The 19,905-nt window shown below is 49.2% G+C and carries 16 protein-coding genes and 1 pseudogene; 8 read left to right on the forward strand and 9 right to left on the reverse strand.

Annotated features, from left to right (window positions below):
* Positions 1-92: 92 nt before the first annotated feature.
* Positions 93-1,049 (forward strand): annotated as a pseudogene (locus BZJ21_RS11835) (DUF3362 domain-containing protein); the annotation flags it as partial.
* A gap of 149 nt (positions 1,050-1,198) precedes the next feature.
* Here the strand turns inward: BZJ21_RS11835 and BZJ21_RS16320 are convergent.
* From BZJ21_RS16320 to BZJ21_RS16270, 3 genes are all read right to left on the reverse strand, one after another.
* Positions 1,199-1,354, reverse strand: coding sequence for a hypothetical protein (locus BZJ21_RS16320; RefSeq protein ID WP_021022780.1), 156 nt, complete (start codon positions 1,352-1,354; stop codon positions 1,199-1,201).
* Between the two features lie 68 nt (positions 1,355-1,422).
* A complete protein-coding gene (ydiJ, locus tag BZJ21_RS11840; protein WP_077669876.1) occupies positions 1,423-4,515 on the reverse strand; it encodes a D-2-hydroxyglutarate dehydrogenase YdiJ in 3,093 nt (1,030 codons plus the stop codon).
* A 127-nt stretch (positions 4,516-4,642) separates the two neighbouring features.
* Positions 4,643-6,124 carry a bifunctional NUDIX hydrolase/phosphatase PAP2 family protein gene (locus BZJ21_RS16270; RefSeq protein ID WP_158075530.1) on the reverse strand — a complete coding sequence of 494 codons (1,482 nt, stop codon included), beginning with the start codon at positions 6,122-6,124 and terminating at the stop codon, positions 4,643-4,645.
* Between the two features lie 48 nt (positions 6,125-6,172).
* On the opposite strand from BZJ21_RS16270, the gene BZJ21_RS11855 reads away from it, so the two are divergent.
* Positions 6,173-7,804: a VRR-NUC domain-containing protein gene (locus BZJ21_RS11855; protein WP_077669877.1), complete on the forward strand. Its 1,632-nt coding sequence runs from the start codon at positions 6,173-6,175 to the stop codon at positions 7,802-7,804.
* Positions 7,805-7,848: 44 nt separating this feature from the next.
* On the opposite strand, the gene BZJ21_RS11860 is transcribed toward BZJ21_RS11855, so the two are convergent.
* Together BZJ21_RS11860 and BZJ21_RS11865 are read right to left on the reverse strand one after the other, a co-directional pair.
* Complete coding sequence (locus BZJ21_RS11860) at positions 7,849-8,589, reverse strand: flagellar brake protein (protein ID WP_077669878.1); 741 nt, start codon at positions 8,587-8,589, stop codon at positions 7,849-7,851.
* Positions 8,590-8,753: 164 nt separating this feature from the next.
* Complete coding sequence (locus tag BZJ21_RS11865) at positions 8,754-10,040, reverse strand: DUF945 family protein (protein WP_077669879.1); 1,287 nt, start codon at positions 10,038-10,040, stop codon at positions 8,754-8,756.
* Positions 10,041-10,400: 360 nt separating this feature from the next.
* Between BZJ21_RS11865 and BZJ21_RS11870 the strand changes: the two genes are divergently transcribed.
* The 3 genes from BZJ21_RS11870 to BZJ21_RS11880 all read left to right on the forward strand — a co-directional run bounded on the left by BZJ21_RS11870 (position 10,401) and on the right by BZJ21_RS11880 (position 13,524).
* A complete protein-coding gene (locus BZJ21_RS11870) occupies positions 10,401-12,344 on the forward strand; it encodes an ATP-binding protein (protein WP_158075531.1) in 1,944 nt (647 codons plus the stop codon).
* Positions 12,341-12,841 (forward strand): response regulator, encoded by a 501-nt coding sequence (locus BZJ21_RS11875; protein WP_021022773.1) that lies wholly within the window; start codon positions 12,341-12,343, stop codon positions 12,839-12,841. The genes BZJ21_RS11870 and BZJ21_RS11875 overlap by 4 nt, the downstream gene beginning before the upstream one ends.
* A 134-nt stretch (positions 12,842-12,975) precedes the next feature.
* Positions 12,976-13,524: a hypothetical protein gene (locus BZJ21_RS11880; RefSeq protein ID WP_021022772.1), complete on the forward strand. Its 549-nt coding sequence runs from the start codon at positions 12,976-12,978 to the stop codon at positions 13,522-13,524.
* Between the two features lie 87 nt (positions 13,525-13,611).
* Here BZJ21_RS11880 and BZJ21_RS11885 read toward each other — a convergent pair whose 3' ends face one another.
* The gene (locus BZJ21_RS11885; protein ID WP_077576532.1) at positions 13,612-14,463 is read right to left on the reverse strand and encodes a universal stress protein; all 852 of its coding nucleotides are present in this window, start codon (positions 14,461-14,463) and stop codon (positions 13,612-13,614) included.
* A 370-nt stretch (positions 14,464-14,833) separates the two neighbouring features.
* Here BZJ21_RS11885 and BZJ21_RS11890 point away from each other — a divergent pair, with 370 nt between their 5' ends.
* From BZJ21_RS11890 to BZJ21_RS11900, 3 genes are read left to right on the forward strand one after another with little or no spacing between them, the layout of a single operon-like run.
* Positions 14,834-15,859, forward strand: a complete 1,026-nt coding sequence (locus BZJ21_RS11890) for a Preprotein translocase subunit SecY (protein WP_077669881.1) — start codon at positions 14,834-14,836, stop codon at positions 15,857-15,859.
* Between the two features lie 32 nt (positions 15,860-15,891).
* On the forward strand, positions 15,892-16,614 hold the full coding sequence (locus BZJ21_RS11895; protein WP_077669882.1) for an AzlC family ABC transporter permease: 723 nt from the start codon (positions 15,892-15,894) through the stop codon (positions 16,612-16,614).
* Complete coding sequence (locus BZJ21_RS11900) at positions 16,611-16,931, forward strand: AzlD domain-containing protein (RefSeq protein WP_021022769.1); 321 nt, start codon at positions 16,611-16,613, stop codon at positions 16,929-16,931. Before BZJ21_RS11895 ends, BZJ21_RS11900 begins: the two co-directional genes overlap by 4 nt.
* A gap of 79 nt (positions 16,932-17,010) precedes the next feature.
* On the opposite strand, the gene BZJ21_RS11905 is transcribed toward BZJ21_RS11900, so the two are convergent.
* From BZJ21_RS11905 to BZJ21_RS11915, 3 genes are all read right to left on the reverse strand, one after another.
* The gene (locus BZJ21_RS11905; RefSeq protein ID WP_077660201.1) at positions 17,011-17,298 is read right to left on the reverse strand and encodes a YrhK family protein; all 288 of its coding nucleotides are present in this window, start codon (positions 17,296-17,298) and stop codon (positions 17,011-17,013) included.
* A 38-nt stretch (positions 17,299-17,336) separates the two neighbouring features.
* A complete protein-coding gene (locus tag BZJ21_RS16875; protein WP_021022767.1) occupies positions 17,337-17,570 on the reverse strand; it encodes a DUF3955 domain-containing protein in 234 nt (77 codons plus the stop codon).
* Between the two features lie 157 nt (positions 17,571-17,727).
* Positions 17,728-19,611 carry a methyl-accepting chemotaxis protein gene (locus BZJ21_RS11915; RefSeq protein ID WP_077669883.1) on the reverse strand — a complete coding sequence of 628 codons (1,884 nt, stop codon included), beginning with the start codon at positions 19,609-19,611 and terminating at the stop codon, positions 17,728-17,730.
* Positions 19,612-19,905 lie beyond the last annotated feature (294 nt).

Raw genomic sequence — 19,905 nt, forward strand, 5'->3', positions numbered from 1 at the left:
CAAACGGTCGCCATCGGATGATATGTCAGATCTGATGCCATGGTGTGTGGATCTCAGTGATGTCGAGTAGGCGTTCACCGGTTTATTAACCGCTTACCGATAAAGTGCCCGGCTTTACAGGTACCATTTCAGATTTAGGTGGACCGACAGCCAACATGTATCGCTTAGGCTGTGCCGATCCGAAAGCTGAGCGAAACTGTCGTCGCCCGTCCTGCGTTTTCCCAAAAATTTGTGACAAGCTTAATACCGATCACCGTCATACCATCGATCTCTATCGTAAAGCCCGTCAAGTCGAAGGGATTAAGAAGGTGCTGATCGCATCAGGCGTGCGTTACGACCTCGCGATCGAATCTCCAGAATATGTCAAAGAGCTGGTCACGCATCATGTCGGTGGATACCTCAAAATCGCGCCCGAGCACACTGAGAAAAACACCCTCGATCTGATGATGAAGCCTGGCATGGGGGCGTACGATCGATTTAAAGCCTTGTTTGAGAAATACAGTAAAGAAGCGGGGAAAAAGCAGTATTTAATTCCCTACTTTATTGCCGCTCATCCTGGCTGTACCGACGAGGATATGGTGCATCTGGCGTGCTGGTTGAAAGAGAATGACTTTGAGTGCGACCAAGTGCAAAACTTTTACCCATCGCCAATGTGTAACGCCACAGCGATGTATCACTCAGAGACCAATCCACTCAAAAAGGTACGTTATAAAAAACGCGAAGCACTGACCGTCGCCAAAGGAGAGCGCCAACGTCGCTTACATAAAGCCTTATTGCGTTATCACGATCCGGCGAACTGGCCACTGATCCGTGAGGCGTTGGTCTCGATGGGTAAAAAACATTTAATTGGTAACGGCCCGAAATGCTTAGTCCCCACAGAAGATAGCGTAGCGACAACAGGTCGCCAGCGTCGCTCAGGGCGTCACGGCACTCAGCGCTTTGCCACTAAGCATCCAAAGCAGCCCGATATCCGCCAGCCTAACAGGCACAAACCGAAGACACATAAACAAGCGGGTTCCAACGCTAAGCGTCGAGATAAACGGACTTAAGATTTGTAGTCAAACGTCACTATACGGCTCAAGGCTCAAGGACAAAAGACAAAGAACAGAAAATAGAAAGCAAAACGCCCCAACAATGGGGCGTTTACGATAACGTGTCGGCGTTAGGCCAATATAAGCGATGGTGATTACGGCCTTGGCTAACGGATAAGCTCCATAACGATGACGCCCAATGCCAGCACGCATGCAATGGCCCCAATGACCCAAGCAATTTTTTTCTGCGTGCTCTCTTCCAAGTATTGCGCAGCGGTAATACCGAGTAAAACTAGCAAGATAATAACAACTGTTTTAAGCATTTGTTTGCCTTAGCTTTTAGCTCTTTATTTTACTGTACGCGAAATAACCACAGGTGCAATCCTTTAATCTATACGTTGCCAGAGCGCGCAAGATCAGTGCGCGTATGCGCAAGTCGCAATAATACCTGCAGTGGATGCAACAGCGGTGTCTCACTAAATCGCTTCACTTGGCTACGGCACGAATACCCAGTTGCGACAACCCGCTCTTTGGGTAAGTCAGCCAGTTTAGGTGACCAACTTAAATCATAGATGGCTTCTGATGTATCGCGCTTATCGGCTTCATGGCCATAGGTACCCGCCATACCACAGCATCCTACAGAGACGGGTTTAAGCTCTGCGCCAAAATAGGCGAATAAATCAACCCACTGTTGCTCTGCATGAGGTAACTGCGTTTTTTCTGTGCAATGACCAAATAAGTACCAAGGCTCGGACGTATGCTCAGCCTTTGCTGGTAGGCTAGGCACCACATTCGTTAACCACTCATGGCTCAGTAGGACGTTAAAATCACCACGATAACGGCCCAGCGCCTCTTGATATTCATCGCGGTAACACAGCACTAAAGCAGGATCGACACCCACCATCGGAATATTCAGCGCCGCTAGCTGATTTAAAAAGCCAGCGGTATTACGCGCGGTTTGGGCAAAACGTCGTAGAAAACCTTTTACGTGTTGTGCTTTACCGTTGGGCTTAAAGGGAATCAGCATCGGCACTTTTCCCAGTCGACGGACCAACTTGATCAAGTCGTGAATCAGTGGCGCTTCATAAAAACTGGTAAACGGGTCTTGCACGACCAACACATAGTTTTCACGCTCTTGCGTGGACAAGGCTTGTAGCCACTCGAGATCAAATTTGAGGGCATGATCGCCTGCCAATGCCTGGGCCAATGTCGGCACCGATAAAGCGGGTGTATCGGTGTAACCAATGAGTTTGGCTGTTAACCCTTGTGCCCACTGGGGTTGGGTTGCGGCATTGACTACCCTAGGCGCTTTAGCCATTAATGGCAGCAAGCTTTCAATATTTGCGACCAGATGATCTTTGATCGGACGCGGATAACGGCTGTAGTACAACTGCATAAACCGGGAACGAAAGCTGGGGACATCGACTTTAATCGGACACTGACTGGCGCACGCTTTACACGCCAGGCAGCCACTCATCGCTTCCATGACCTCATGGCTAAAGTCATCCGCCTCTTTTTGGCGGGTAAAGTAACGCCCGAATTTCGCCATCATTTCACGGACTGAGGGAGATTGCGTCATGAGTGCTTGCTCGACATCCAACGGATCAACACCCTGCTCCGCGAGCAAACGTAACCACTCGCGCACAATCCCTGCCCGGCCTTTAGGTGAGTGCCGACGGTCATAACTGACTTTCATCGACGGACACATGGGTGACGACGTATCATAGTTAAAGCACAACCCGTTGCCATTGCATTCCATCGCGCCTTTAAAGCTATCTCTAACCTCAACCGGGATCTGGCGGTCATAAAAACCACGCTTGGTATCATCGACCTGCACCAAAGCATCGTCGCTGTGAATCGGGGTACAAATCTTTCCAGGATTCATCCGGTTTTGCGGATCAAAGGCCGCTTTTACCCGACGCAATTGCCTGAACAGAGTCTCACCAAAAAAGGCAGGACCGTACTCAGAGCGATAGCCTTTACCATGTTCGCCCCACATCAATCCGCCGTATTTCGCCACCAGTGCTACGACCTGATCAGAAATGGTTTTCATCACCCGCTCTTGTTCGGGATCGCACAAGTCAAGCGCGGGGCGCACATGCAATACCCCTGCATCAACATGGCCAAACATGCCATAGTGCAGATGATGGCTATCGAGTAATGCGCGGAACTCACTGATAAAGTCCGCCAAGTTTTCTGGTGGCACACAGGTGTCTTCGGTGAAGGCTACAGGTTTGGCCTTGCCTTTCGTCGCGCCCAGTAATCCAACCGATTTTTTGCGCATGGCATAGATTTTATTAATCGACGCCAGATCACGGCAGATCTGATAACCAATCACGCCTTTTTGCTGTTTCGCTATCAAGCGATCGAGTTGCTCACACAGGGTCGTAATTTGTGCCTCAATGTCGTCGGCATCATTGCCAGCAAACTCGACCATATTAATGCCGTGCATGACCTTACCCGGCACATCCTCCAGCAGATCACTGACGGTATGCCACACAATATCATTACGCGCTAAATCAAGGACTTTAGCATCAATGGTTTCAACTGAAAGCGCCTTAGCTTCTACCATCATGGGCGCATTACGCAACGCTGAATCGAAGCTGTCATATTTAATATTTACCAAGGTGCGTACACTTGGAATGGGCGTAATATTGAGCTTGGCTTCGGCGATGAAGGCTAAAGACCCCTCGGCGCCACAGAGCACACGGCCAATATCGAACTCCGTTACGGTTTGATCGTAAACATGTTTAAGATCATACCCAGTCAAAAATCGGTTGAGTGGCGGAAAGGTGTCAGTGATCAGATCACGATGTTCGCGACATACGGACGACACGGTTTCCAGAGCACGTCCGGCTAAATCACCTCGCGCCATCGCTTGCTTGAGCGGCTCCGGCTTAAGCGGTTGGGTCTCCAACACACTGCCATCAATCAATACAGCTTTTAAGCCCAGCACATGATCCGATGTTTTGCCGTAACGTAACGACCCCTGCCCCGATGCATCGGTATTGATCATCCCACCGATCGTGGCGCGATTACTGGTCGATAAATCCGGCGAGAAAAAGTAGCCATACGGACGCAACACATCATTGAGCTGATCTTTGATCACCCCGGCTTGAACACGCACCCACCCTTGTTCAGGGTTGACCTCTAAAACCTGGTTCATATGACGGGAGATATCCACCACCACATGTTGGGTCAGTGACTGACCATTTGTTCCTGTGCCGCCGCCGCGTGGCGAAAACTTAATGTCACTGAAAGGTGGGGCTTGAACGGTCTCACCAATGATGCGCAGATCATCAACCGACGATGGGAAAAGAACGGCTTGAGGCAGTGCTTGGTACACACTGTTATCCGTCGCTACCGCCAGACGGCTTGCGTAGGTCGATTCGATATCGCCCTGAAAACCCGCGTCTTGCAAAGCGGTAAGAAAATCAACGACGGCGGACGACAAGCCCGCCTGTGGGTGTATTGCCGGTATCATTGCGGTTCCTGTGCGAGTATCACCATGCCTGGTGCAATTTTAGTTATGCGCCTACTTTACCTTAACTCTTGGCACAGCCAAAGCGATCACAGGGTAAATCCTTCGCGAGTCAATCCTTAAACCCTTATCACCATTCCTGCCAACCGAGCCGAGTGCTTGACCATCTCGCAAGCTCTGGGCTCGCAATCAAAACCCAAGGCCCTAAACTCCACGCTGCCATGGATACAACGATCAATACAATCCAACTCATTCCCGTCACCTGCACCACGCCCCAAGCGGCCAGAAGCAGCCCAGCGACCCCCAAGAAAATCCAGGCCAAGGTCAATAGTTTTCCCATCATGCTCGCAGCCGGTTTATGACTGGGGAAAAGCTTGTGCCAGACCTGACCGGTATATATCCCAGCGCTTAATGCGGCTAAGTAGAGCAGATCGGGTAACTTTAATGCTAACGCCAATAATGCTAACAACACACAGACCAATAGCCACAGCCGGCCGGTGGTCAGTAGCGGCCGATCTTTCCCTATGGTCACTGCATCTATTTTCACGGTTATCCAGGCTAGGCTGCTTCCCACTAAGGCGCCAATCACCACATCACTAGCAAAGTGAACGCCCAAATACATGCGGTTGAGCCCCATCAAAATCATCACCGCCAAAGCAAGCACTAACGACCCATATGCCTGTCCATGCGTATCACGACGCTTTAGGTACCAGGCGGTGACAACGGCTGCCGCTAATAAGGTGTGACCGCTTGGCACCGTAAAGCCACTTGCCTTACCGATTTGCAAGTCAGGCCATAGGTAAAACGGTCTTGGCATCGCAAATCCTGTTTTTAACGTGATAGAGACAGTCGCCGCACTGATCAAAAGAAAAAGCAGCGACAGCGCCGATTTATGGCCACGAAAAATAAGAAATAGTGGTACCAAGGCAACGTAAAATGCAATTTCTCCTAAGATGTTGATCAGTCTGAATAAGTATTTAGTCATCGCGCTCGCGACATCGCCCAAGTGCGCGACCACCGTTTGTAGGCCAGAGACGAGGCCATACTGACTTACGTAAAAGGCAGGCGCTAGGGCACTAAAATCCGCTAAAGCAGCGACATCACTGCTAGGCGTTTTTGCCGCCAGAGACCATAGCAACTCACCGCGATCTTTAAATCGATAGCGATAGTCGCCTGCCTGTGCAGGCGGTATTAACAAGGCTTTATCGATTTCAGATCCAAAGTGCAGCGCCTGCCAAACCGGCAACACGCCTGTGCCATTGGCGTTCGAGACAACCGGTAGCGGCGTTTGGCTTTGGCAAGCAAACAATACCCCACGTTTATCTTTGTGAGCGACCTTCCCCACATTGACGCGAAGAGCCGTTTCTTCAAACACTTCACGCGCCAGGGCTCGGGTCGGTGATTCAGCCAAATTCACTCGTCCACCGGGTAAACCATATCGCCCGGTGACTCTATCTTTTATCAACAGTAGTCGCCCAGCAGGATCGGTAATCACACAGGCGACCCCTGCGATCCCTTGCTCCTTTGAAAACGTATCGTCACCTTGTGCTAAGGCATAACTCGACACCCACCAGCTAAATACTGACAATAGTACAGCGATACTCCGTTTCATTCGGCGGCTCCTGAATGCACCTGTCCTGATAAAAGATAAGGAAAAAGAATGACACAGCCAGACCCTCTCAGTCCCTATTATTACCATCATAACTTTCAAAGCTTGATCGGTTTAGTGTCTGAACGTGACTGGGATCTGCTCACAGGCAAAGAACGGGCTTGGCTTACCTGCTTTCAACAGCTTAGCTTCAAAGCTCAATGTTTGCTGGTCCGTTTATTGATGCGCCGCCATGATTACTTCTTAGCCGACAAACTGACCTATCCCGAGCTCGGAGACACCAGGCCACTGCTCCACAACTTGGCCGATAACGGATTTGTCAGCATCACCGATACTGCCCCCGCTGACGTCTTATTTAACCTACTGAGTAAGGCGCAACTGATCGATGCGTTTCCAGCAGTGGCCTTAGCGAAAAGTGCGAGTAAGACAAAGTGGCAAACAGCGATCACTGACACCTATGACGATCCGCTCACCAGTCCCTACGCGCTAGTCGTCTGCCACCAACCAGACCTACTCCCCGTCTTATTGTTATTGTATTTTGGTAATTCACGCCAAGATTTGAGCCAATTTGTCATCGCCGAGCTCGGTATTCAGCAATTTGAATCGTATCCTGTTAGTCAGTCTGAGCGTTTATTTCAACACCGCCAACACATTGATGATTGGCTGCACTTGTCTGCGCTTACCGACACGGTCTGGCAAGCAAAAAAAGCCAAGCGCCCAGCATCGATTCTTGCGCTACAATCACGCCTTCCTCAGCCGTTTGAGTGGCCGCCACTTGAGCGCAAACGGCAACGGTTAGTTAATCGTATTGCACGTGAGTTTGAGCGCCACGATGACTTCCCTTGTGCCACATTGCTTTACCAAACCACCACGCAGCCGCCAAGCCGGGAGCGACAAGCTCGCATGTTGATTAAACAAGGTTATATTGATGACGCATCACGCATCATTGCGGCCATGCTCGACGCGCCTCACGATGAAGAGGAATATGACGTCGCCTGTCGTATCGCCAAACAAAAGCCCCTCCGAGAGCATGCCCGTTTGGTGCCGACAAACTCAGTCAATCCTGCCATTGTGGATAGTGAGACATTGACACTCCCCCTTGCACATCGGGTGGAATGGGACGTTGCGGCGTATTATCGATGCCAAGGCTGGCAAGTATGGTATAGCGAAAACAGTTTGCTGAATGCGCTGTTCGGACTCTTTTTTTGGGACATTCTGTTTTTACCCATCAGTGGCGCCTTTGTGAATCCATTTCAACGTGGCCCGCGCGACCTGTATAGCGACGACTTTGTCACCAAAAGACAGCCCCAAATTCATACGCGCTTAGCGAACATTGATCAAGCACGCGATTGGATAGCACGACACTATCAACAAAAACAGGGGCTCAGTAATGATTGGGTCAACTGGTCTGTGGTTGAATGGCCGCTGCTTGACGCCGCCTTACACGCCCTCAGCGACACGCAGCTCAGCGCGTGTTTTAAGCGTATTTTGTTCGATCGACGCCATAATCGACGCGGTCACCCCGATTTGTTTATGTGTCGAGGCGATGCTTATCAATGGGTGGAAGTGAAAGGCCCAGGAGATGTGTTGCAGCCTCATCAAAGCCGCTGGCTTCAGTTTTTTCACCAGAATGGCATTTGTACCAAAGTGGTCTATGTCACTTCAGCTACGTCAAACAGCTAGTCAGGTCTAATCGTCAATAGAAACGATCAATGTATGTGACGTTGTCACTTAGCGTCTTCAGTATGAGGATTAAAGATGTAGTGCGAGCCATCGTAAACAAGTCGTTTAATCAAGGCTTCACAGTGTTTAAGGCCACCGCGGTCAAACGATACGCCGTAGCGTTGCATTCCCCATTTTTGCTGACGGTTTTCCACTTGCCCGCTTAATACAAAGCAATCGTCGCTATCGGGCGCTTGGATTTGTATCGCGATTTGATGGTGCTTTTCAAAAACGGGCGCTATAGCATCAAAACTAAACCCACAGCCACCTGCAGAAATATCGGTAAGATTGACCGACAAACGACGACTACCTAGAGGAACTTCACCTTTCACATTTAATTCATAACGATTATCTTTGCGCTGTTGAATCAATTTGGCTTGCTGTGGTAACTCAACCACCACCAAATTAACGGGCGCTTTGAGTACGGTGGAAATTTTGGATGCAAACCGTACTTTCGCGCCCTCACCCTCATCAGAAACCGCATCCACGGCGAGGCGATAACCTTCAATAAAAAATTGATTAACCTGATTGAGGTTTTCCGTGGGCAGAGAAAAGAACAACCGTTTTTCGCCATCAAAACCGATAAAGGTACAGTCAGAGCGATATGTTTGCCCCACCGGGGTTTTAATTTGTACCTGGGTGGTCGTTCCGTGTTTCATGAATGCCACGGCTCGCAGACCAATGACGATGTCTTCTCTTACGGTTCTATATTTTTTGGCCTTAAGCTGAGGCAAAGACTGTATCATTCTAAATTCTTGCGGTTAAGAGAACAAAGGTAACGGCAAATTCAATCCCCGTTACCACTTGGAAGCCATGACGCGCACGTAATGCGTTATTGGCACGTCCAGCTGTTGACACGTCAAGCTGTCAACACATCAAGCTATTGCACGTTAACGATAACAGCCGTTGGCTACAGCAGGTACATAACAAACTGCATTAAAGGTACCGTATTGCCGCTCGATCCAACCACTTGATTACCTTCAATCCGGGCGGTAAGCGTGGTTGTTTTTTCCGACTGCGTGACAAACCCTGCACTGGATAAGTTACTGACTTTTTCTCGCCATGGCGACCGTGAAAGCAACACGTTTGGTACCGCCACATCCAGATTGCCAGACAACTGACTCACCAGCTGATTCAGGCCAAACTCACCCGTGGCGTCGCCACCGCTTAGCTCAAGGCGCATATCAACGCTAACGTCCCCTTCTGGAAGCGTCAGGCTTGCCGGCGACAAATTAACCGATAACCCCGACTGCAACAAATCCACAACGGCTTGTTCCATCGCAGACGCACTTCCCGGCGCCTGGCCCTCTTGCCACTGTGACGATAGCAATGCGATCTGAGACATAGCCGTATAATCAAGGTGGTTAGCATCTAACGCTACCACCAAGTTGCGCCAACGGGTTTGATCTGGCAACGTTATCTCACCAACTGTGAGTTGATTGGTATTATTCAGCGACCGCGCTGACGCCGATTCAACCAGCTCATTGCCAATTTCAAGCTCAACCTGAGCAAGCTGGACCGATTGACCATTGCCGTTATCTAGCTGCGCTTGCTCAATAGAGAGCGACTGATTACCAATCCATAATCCCTCTTGCAGATAACCTTGGCCGCTCCCTGTGATGGTATCAACTTTCAACTGCTGGCCATTATCATCATTAAAGGCGAGAGCTGGCAGTGAGAAGGTTGCTTTACCGCGTCCTTTGCGGTCAATCTCGCCTTTAACACTTAGTTCACTTGCGGTTAGATTGCTGTTTGACTCCGAAAGCGAGAAAGGCGCCACCGTCAGATGATAGTCAGAGGCGCCGGTCAGTAGCGTATCAAGATCTAAGCGAACCGGTGTCGGATTACCTGGCCATATCTTTTGAGTAATTTGTTGTAGCTCTGGGGTCATTACCAAGGTATTGCTCGACGAGACCCCCAATATACCGTGAGATATCTCTGATGTGATCTCGTAGGCAACCGGTAACCCTGACTGCTCCAATAACGCTTTACTCTCGCCCTTAAACTGGACACGCGTAACCGCTTGTGAGCTTAAGTAGCCTCGCTCATAGGTCTGTTCCTCGAGCGTAAAATCTGCGGTTGTGCGTTGATCCACTTCACGCTCATACATTGAATGTGCAATTTGACCCGTTGCAAATGGCCAACACGCAACCACCGCAAGGCCGCCGGCAATGGCGCCATACTTTCCTAAAAACATGTCTTTTTTGCTCCAAGGACACGAAAACCATTAGTGTAACCAAAAATGGACGCTGACGATAATATACTAATAGATTGGGATACAGGTTTAAGTCAGTCAGCAAGCATCATTTGTCTATCCATCGAATAGGTCACGATAAACACACGCATCATGCCGACGTTCATATTGTAGTCGCTGATTTAGCCAGCTGACTGCCGATGTATTAAGCGCCATACAGGATCACGATGGGCGCGCGCATTCAAGTTGCGAGGTTTAGCAGGATATGTTCATGAATGTCGACTATTTCGCATCATTGAAGCGAATAAATGCCTATAATCAAAGCGAATTCGCGACAAATCGGCAGAGTGTATGAACCCTTATGTGATATTGTGCATTGACCAAGACCCTCTCGCGGTGGAAAAGCTCTCTCACGACCTCGCGCCGTTTCGCGATGTCTTTGATCTATGCAGTACTGACACCCCTGATGATGCCTATGCGTTGTTACATGATTTGAAAGCGAACGAGCAACAGGTGGCGTTATTGATTTGTCATAACGCGCCTGGGAACAATGATGGCATTGATTTATTAGTCAACGTTGACAACCATGCCGCCAGTAAAGGGGCGCGTACTATTTTGCTCAGCGAAGCGCCGCAGTACGATGTCATTTTGCAGGCAGTCAATGAGGGTCGGTTAAATTATTGCATGCACAAGCCGTGGCGAGCAGATGAATTACAGCGGGTTGCAGAGAAAGAACTCACAACCTATGTCTTGCGGCATTGCCAACACGATTTATTGCGTTATAGCGAAGTGCTGGATCATCGCACCTTACTGGATGCGCAAGTCGAACGTGAGATAAACCAATTTCAGTCACAATTGCTCGCGCCAGCCGAAAGCAATAAAGCAGACATTGCCGACCGAGTGATTGCTGGCCTTTATGCCTTTTTTGACGGCAATGACGAAAGCCGTGCCTGCCGAACCTACAGCGCCAACCATGTACTCACGAAAGAAAACCAAGATAACGCATTTTTATGGTTTATTGCCGAAGGCGACGTTGGGCTCTATAAAACCGACGATAAAGGGCAAGTGCACCATGTCTCTACCCTCTCTGCCGGCAGTTTGATTGGTAGCATGTCGTTTGTCACTGGCGAGGTCTCTTTCTCGACTGGGCGCACACTCACTCGCACCCGAGTGATCAAAATCGACCATACGCTATTTAGCAAAATAATGACCAGCCGCTCAGAGCTGTTACCCCTGTTTATTCAATACCTACTATTGCATTTTAACCAACGCTTAAAGCGCAGCATTGATACCGAAATCCAGCTACAGCAAACACTCGCTTCGCTGGATGAGGCCAATCGCCAGTTGTTAGAAAAAGAAAAAATGGCGCTCCTGGGCCAGCTGGTCGCCGGTGTCGCACATGAACTCAATAACCCTGTTTCCGCGATTTTACGTAATAGCGACGCACTTGCCGACGCTTTAGAGCACGTCGCAAAAACGCCCCTTGATGCTGCCAGCCGCGAACAAGCCCTTACCCTTTTGCAAAACAACCGCGACAGCACCCCGCTATCAACCGCCACCGCGCGAACACATACACGTACGTTAAGTGAAATGACCGGGAATAAACGCACGGCACGAGACCTGGTGAATATTGGCCTGTATCAACAAGATACGGTGACCAACTGGCAACAACGTTTGGGATCACATTTTGACACTGAATTGGCGACTTGGAAGCAATACGCCCGTTGTGGTCGCCTATTACGCTCTAATCATGTATGTGCAGGTCGGATCGCCGATCTCGTCAAAAGCTTACGCACCTATGCGCGCCAAGACAGCGAACAGCGCCAGCGTACTCATATTATTGAAAGCATTGATGACACCCTGACGTTATTCGAACACCGACTCAAACCGCACCAATTAGAAAAGTACTATGACTGGGTGCCTGACATTATCACTCAGCCATCAGCTTTGGCACAGGTTTGGACCAACCTTATTGCCAACGCACTGGATGCGATGCCAGAGCCGGGCACACTTACCGTGACAGTTAAAACCCTTAACGACCAAGCATCTGGCATGATTCAAGTATCGGTGACGGATACGGGGATAGGAATGACGCAAGAACAGCAAGAAAAAATGTTCGCGTTAAACTACACCACCAAGCGCGAGGGGCATTTTGGTTTGGGTATTGGCCTGACCATGTGTCAAACCATTGTTCATCAGCAAGGGGGCGATATTCAGGTCCGCTCCCAACTCGGGAACGGCACCACGATGACAGTCACCTTGCCCATAGCACTCCCCGCCTCTGCCAATAAGGAGCCACAAACATGAGCCAATATTTAATTTTATGTGTGGATGATGAACGCGATGTCCTCGATAGCGTGATAGACGATTTGCAAGGTTTTACCGATCACTTTGAGGTCGAAGCCGCCGAGTCCGTTTCCGAGGCACGCGATGTGATTCGCGATATGGCCACGGAAGGAACACAACTGGCACTTATCTTGTGTGATCACATTATGCCAGATGAATTAGGCGTCGATTTTCTCATTGAGCTAGCTAATCAGCCTCAAACCGCTTCGGCACGCAAGGTCTTACTCACGGGTCAAGCAGGGCTGGAAGATACAGTATCCGCGGTGAATCATGCCAGTTTGCACTATTATCTCGCAAAACCGTGGCAGAAAGACACCTTAGTGAGCGTGGTGACCGATCAGTTAACCAGCTATGTGGTTGCTCACGAACCCAATTTGTTCCCTTGGGCTAGCGTACTCGATACCCCGCGTGTCGTGGAGGCGATTAACCGCAACAAATGGAATATGGACGGCGAATAGTCCCAATTTATTGCCATAACCGCGCATTGGGTCAGAAATGCGTAAAAAAGCCTAAATGACGGGCGGATGTGCTTGTTTCAGCGCGCAATCGTCTTATAGAATGATTTCAACACCAATAACAAGTGGAATTGATAATGCGTAAATCTCTTTTAGCTAGCGCGATTGTCGCGTTGGCTTCTTTCAGCGCCGTGGCCAATGAAGAAGACGCCAACCTCACCACCATGAGTAATTTTAGTTACGATTACTTGGAAGGACGTGTCGGTGTTAGCCCCCTCACCTATGGTGCAGGATTTAGCATGTCTATTCACCCTAATGCGCACATTCGTGTTGAAGCAGATACCGAGTTTGATTCGGATTGGGATACCGCTGCAGGGATTGGTTTTCATGCACCGATCAATAACTGGGCAGACTTGACCGGTGAATTGCTTGCGCGCGGCGTCAATAAAGAGAACTTCAACAGCGATGTGGGTTTAGAAATCAATCTTGGTATTCGCCAATGGTTGGGGCCACAAGTTGAAGTGGGCGGTGAAATCGGTCTACTCACCGTGGATGATGAAGAAGATACGTTTGGCTCTGCTTACGGTCGATTCCACGCAACCGAACTGTTCTCGTTAGGCGCGGCATACCGAGTTAACGAGTGGTATGGCGATCAGTTTATGTTTACGACACGCTTTAAGTACTGATAGCGATACAGCCAAGATCAAAAAAACCCGCTTTGATGCGGGTTTTTATTTTTCTGTCAGTGACGAAGGCTCGCTTCTGCCCAGCCCTCAGCGAATCAATAACATGGGTACCGTCGATTCAATCAGCAGCTTGGTGGTGTTACTTCCGACAAAGAACTGACGTAGTTTTGAATGCCCGTACGCCCCCATCACAATCATATCCACTTGATTTGACGCTTGATAATCTAAGATTGCTCGGTGTACTTCACCCGTGAGTTGCGCTTGCACAACATTGACGCCTGCCGCTTGCAATCGCTCAGCCGCCCGTTTAAAAGCAGCCAATTTCTCTTGCGAATCTTCTACCATCACTAAGTGACAAGTCATTCCCGCTAATAATGGGGTGACGAGCGCCTTCTCCACCAGCTTTTCGCTGATGTCACTGCCGTCAAATGCGAGCAAATAACTGTCAGGTGTCGAGAACTCACCATTAGCAATCAGCGTGTGTGCCTTAATTGAACGCACGACACTTTCAAGTTGTGAACCGATGGCTCTAGCATCACTTTGATGTACTTCACCAGATTTTCCCAGCACCAAGACACGCGTTTGCGCTTCCAGCTCAAGCAAGGTTTCAACCAGGTTGCCATGACGTTGCAAGGTGCTAACATCATTCAACCCCTTCGCTTTGGCGTCGTCTGCCAGCTCAGAAAGTAGCACTTTCCCATGCTTCATTTCGAGCTTAGCGCGCTGACCATCTAGCTCAACCAATTCTTGTAATAGTTGCTCTCGACTGCCTGCAGCTAAGTTACCGGATAGTTCAGGCTCCGGCTGGCGAGACGATTTATCCAGCACATGGAGTAGTGTTAAGGGTACAGACAGACGGCTTGCCGCCCAAATGCTCAATGCTGCCACTGGCTTTGAATAATGCGGGCCATCGACGCATGCTAAGATCCGTTGCTCCAAACCTTCTCTCCTCTTTGTTGAATATCGCTGCCCATTCACTCAATCATTTGCTGACAACGATCAGCTCTTTATCACATTTGCCACTATGCCATTGATAGTGACAGACACTCGCGTTTCGTAAAGCGTAAACCGGTAAAAAATTGATCCCGCCACTTTTATACTTAGATATCCGGTATCCTGACAGTAACAGGGCAAATCACACCTTGGTTCACCAAACTGACGATGTCTTTTTCTCACTGACGATGCCTTTTAACGCAGGTTGGTGAGGAATCAGGCGTTCATTCGAATTTTCACACCTGACTAACACACAAACGCCACGATCTGCGCTAGGCTTTGCGACTTCTTCATTTCGTCAGGATAAAAAGACAGCATGAATCCAGTTGCCGGGCCTTTCCCTCGAGATACCTATCGTTTCCCAAAGGGCCGCTTTTCGATAGTGAGTGTTTACAGCTTTACCAGTGCCGCGATTGTGGCCTCAACGATTTTCTCGCTCCTTTTATTTCTCTCGCTTGATGACAACCCGTTAATGCAGTGGTTGTTTGGCGCGCTTGCTGTCATTTTTGAAGCAGGTAAGTTTTATGCTTGGTATGAGTTTGGCGAACGTCGTGCCCACAGTAACTATACTGGCGCCGCCTCGGCACTCGGTTTTTATCTCATTTTGGCTCTAATCTCGATTGGCGGTAGCATCGGCGGCATTAACAGTGCCACGAATGCAGCACAGAGTGAGCAGCAACAAGGCCAAGCCAAGGTCGCGGCTTATGACCGCCAAATTGAAGCAATTGAGCAGCAAATTGCACTGAATAACGAGGCCGCTGAACGGTATATTGAGCTAGATAGAATTGCGACGGGTGTTGCACGGCTGCAACGGGAAAACACCCAGTTGCGCAAAGAACAACAACAACTGGCATTAACGCGTGACAGTTTACCGGCGGTGGCTCAAGGCTCCGTTTTAGGACTCATCAGTAATCTCGCCAATACCTTAGGGGTGAGCACGGATCAGGCCCAATCTTGGCTGGTGATATTTCTTTCCGTATTATTAGATTTATTCGCGGCTTTTTTTGTTGGCGTCATCGGTGAGGAACAACGCTTTCGCCACTGGTACCATCACCCACACAGCGATCCTTTAAACGCGACTACACCTGCAACATCGAGCGAGACCCAGACGACCTCAGGCCAGGCAACCTCCTTGCCTGAAACGCCTAACGATGAGACGCTTGGGTTCCCCTACACCGATATAAAAACCGCACTTGCTGCCAAAACGATACGCTGTAGTAAAAAAGCGGTAAGCACTGAGTATGCGCTAAGCCAAGACACTGTCGATAATCTTTTTACTCAATTGCAAAAAGAGGGGCTCGTCGCCAAAAAACCTAACCATCATTATCACTGGATCGGTTAGACTAGACGAAAAACACAACAAGAAGGTGACCTATGCATAACGCTGCACAAGAGGTGCATGCTCCCAAAGCATCGCTATGGCGCGCATTAGGCGATGTTAGTCCGCTTTGCCTCGCCGTTCTCCCGTGGGGAATTTTATGTGGTTCATTAGGGCTGCAAATGGGCTTTAGTGCCTTGCAAACACAGGCGATGTCATTACTCGTTTTCGCGGGTGCAGTGCAGTTGTCCGGCACCATGATGGTCGGCAGTGCGGCTGGCCTACCCGCCGTGTTGGGCTCTACTTTGGTGATCAGCGCACGCCACCTGTTATATGGCGCACACTTTCGTCAGTACATTACCCCTTTGCCTCTCAAGTGGCGCCTCGGCCTTGGCTTCTTATTAACTGACGAAATGTATGCACTTTCAACCGCACACACTCGCAAGCACGACAGGTTTTCTAAACATTATGCCCTTTATACCGGCGCGGCGTTTTACATCGGTTGGAATCTTGCCACCTTAGCGGGCATTTTGGCGGGGTCACAACTTAAAGCATTGGAGGCCATTGGGCTCGACTTTGCCATTGCGGCAACATTCATCGCGCTCACGGTACCCAGTATAAAAACACGGCCCGTTTTACTGTGCGCCTTAGCGAGCGGTTTAAGCATGTTGCTACTCACCTATTACCAGATCCCTCATGCGCTGATTATGGCAACCGGAATTGGCATGGCGTCGGGGTTGCTCGCTGAATCGCTACCCGCTAGGAGGATGACATCATGAACTACTGGTTAATGATCGTTGCCATGGCGTTGATCACCTTCTCCGTGCGCTACCTTCTGCTTGCACGCAGTGTACCTGTGCGCATCGGTCCTCGATTGCAACGGCTGCTTACCTACTCAGCACCGGCGGTATTGACCGCGCTGTGGGTGCCGATTGTCTTCTTTCCCGAAGATAAACTGGCTATCTCTACTACCAACCCTTATTTGCTAGGCGCGATGGTTGCCATTGGCTTAGCGTGCACCCGTTTATCAACGTTATTAGTCGTCGGGATATCGATTGGCTTCTTTGTTGCCCTTCAGCTACAGGTGTTCGGCTAACGCATAGAAAAACAAAAGGCGGGAGCATTTACCCGCCTTTTTTATCATCTTCAATATATCTGTGATTCACATATGAACATCAGTTATTTTGAACACGTTGCTTTTGAACACGTTGCTGCACGCGTGAGACGTGCACCAATCCTGTTAATTTGATACTCGGCTTGAGCAGAAGCTGCGCACTCCCGACGATAAAGAGCCAGGTGCCGCTTTCTATCAATGCATCATTGAGAAAAAAGAAGCTTCCAATCAAAAACCAGATCGCAATCAACAGGTCGTTAAATGCACCAAAGGCTTCATAACGACGCTGAATCGCAAAATGCTTATTACCAATATCAATATCCAGCTCTCGGCCATTACGCTGTATCATTTGCTTCCTCTGGACCTTGGTATTAATAATCGATGGCATTAACAGTCAATGTGTTGGCGTTTAATCCCCAGCATCGTCTGCACCATATTCAAGAAGAAAGTGACAGCACTCATGCCTAAAAACAACCATGCAAGAGGAATGAAGGCGAATAGCTCTTGTATCGAACTGTTTGCAGCTATTTGTGGTGTGGAAAGGTTGAAAGCGAGCAGGCAACCGATGCCGAGTAGAAAGAAGATAAAAGATGTACGAAAATGTCGCAGTAGGGTTAACATAAAACCTTTTTTAATTGCTTCAGTACCCTTTGTGACTGACTACTGTCTCAGAAGTTCCCTGTTTTTTGCATTTTTTTCAAAAAAAAGCGTTCACCATGTTGGTACCAAGGTGAACGCTGGCCTACGTGATTAGCTTAACACCAATAAATCATCGAACCTACAGCTTGTAGGTCGAGACTTTGTCGTTCAGTTTGGTGGCTTGATGACGCAGATTATCCGCCTCTTGTGAGGTATCGTTAGCGCTGTGTACTAAGTGCTCAGACACATCCTTGATTGAGGTAATATTCTGTGTGATTTCACTCGTGACATGAGTCTGCTCTTCCGCTGCCGTGGCAATTTGCGTCGCCATATCACTTATCTGATTTACCGCCGCATCAATTTCACTCAGCGCCGCAGTAGCTTTATCAACATCAGCAACCGAATCGCCCGCCAGGGATGAACTGCTTTCCATGGTCGACACAGCGCTAGCAGTTGTGGTTTGCAAGGTCTCGATCGTTGATTTAATTTCTTCTGTGGACGCGTGTGTACGTTGCGATAAGATACGAACTTCGTCGGCTACCACCGCAAAACCGCGACCTTGTTCACCCGCACGTGCCGCCTCGATCGCCGCATTCAATGCCAACAGATTGGTTTGCTCGGCAATACCTTGAATGGTCGATAATACGGTTGAAATCTCTTGCGAGTGTTTGTCCAACTCGGCAACGATGGTGCTCGCCTGCTTGAGTTCATCCGATAAGCGTGTGATCGATGTTTTGGTATTTTCAACCACCGCACGCCCGTTATCGGTACTCTCCGTCGACGCTTGCGCTGTACTGGCCGTGTGCTCCGCGTGAGAAGCAATCTCTTGCGTGGCGGAGGCCAGTTCAGTAACCGCCGTGGCTACCATAGTGACTTCTTGTTGCTGTTGATTAATATCATCTACGTTACGGTGAGCGCGTTCCGTACTGCTATCTGATTGCGAGGTCAACTGCTGCGCTTGTTCACGAATATGGCTGATGAGCTGATGCATACTGCCAACGAAAGTGTTGAAGTTTTTTGCCAACTGCCCCACTTCATCGTCGCTTTCTACCTCAATCCGTTGCGTAAGATCACCGCTACCATGAGCAATTTGTTCCAACGCGTTGGAAACATTGGTTAACGGCCTAAACAGTATATTAACCAGTAAGTTAAATAACAGCGTACATGCAATAACAACCGCAATAGTGACCGCAATTTGTCCCCACACTGCATCAAACAGTGGTGCCACTAAGGAGTCGTAATTAATGACGGTCACCGTGATCAAGTCGGTATCTTTGATCGCTTTTGCGTAAACGACACTTTCAGCGCCGCCTACCTCAGCGGTGACACTCCCACCGGAATTCATCGCCGATTTTATCGTATTAAACGATAACCCTAGTTCACTGATGGATTGATTAAGCAGATCGGTGTTCGCATGAGTAAAGATATTGCCATCCTGGTTGGCAATAAACATATAACCACTACCAGGCAAAATAACTTTCTCCAAGCCCTCGATGATATCGCCAATCTCTACATCTGCGCCCAACACCAAGGTTTGCCCATTAAACTGCAATGCTTTACCCAATGAGACAACATTCGCCCCCGTTGCTGCAGCTACCGTTGGATTATCCATAAACACATTAGACGGCGAAGCCTTGGCATTGGTGTACCAGCCCCATTTTCTAGGGTCGTCATTACCCGGCGGCAACACCACCCCATTGGCATTATCTTGGCTACCGTCCGGATACGCGAGAAAGACATTATCAAATCCGCCCGAATCGCGAACCTGTTTGAGGTGAGTAACCATGTTGTCTGGATCCGCTTCGCGGGTCAGTGATGTCATGGCTCGCTCTTTGGATGCCACCCAATCCGACACATACTGATTATACGACGCTGTTGTACTCTCTAGTCGTTGCGCCACTTCTGTATCGAGTCGCGACAAAGAGGCTCTAAAAGAAAGCGCCTCGACCAGAAAGCCACCGATAATAATGGCAAGCCCGGCAGAGACCGCCAGCTTGTGCTTGAGGGAAAGTTTTTTAAACATAACTGCCTTGTTAGTCCGTCATAATGTGTTAATAATAATTTCAGTAAAACAGTGTTCCTGACGCCCGGCAAAATGGGCGCCAAACAACTGATAGGTCCATCACAACATTTTTGTGAAAGGGTTACTCAGTCTGTTGTTAACTGGCTATAAAACAGACCACATACTGCAACAAACCTAAGCTTACGGTCACTGTTATTGTATCGCACTCACAGCTTAACAGGCATGGTAGCGGGTTGCCTGCGCCAGATCAGATAAATGTAACAAGCTAAAGAGTTGAATATTACGTTCAACATC

This window comes from Salinivibrio costicola subsp. alcaliphilus (genome assembly GCF_001996185.1).
In the GTDB taxonomy this organism is placed as follows: domain Bacteria; phylum Pseudomonadota; class Gammaproteobacteria; order Enterobacterales; family Vibrionaceae; genus Salinivibrio; species Salinivibrio costicola.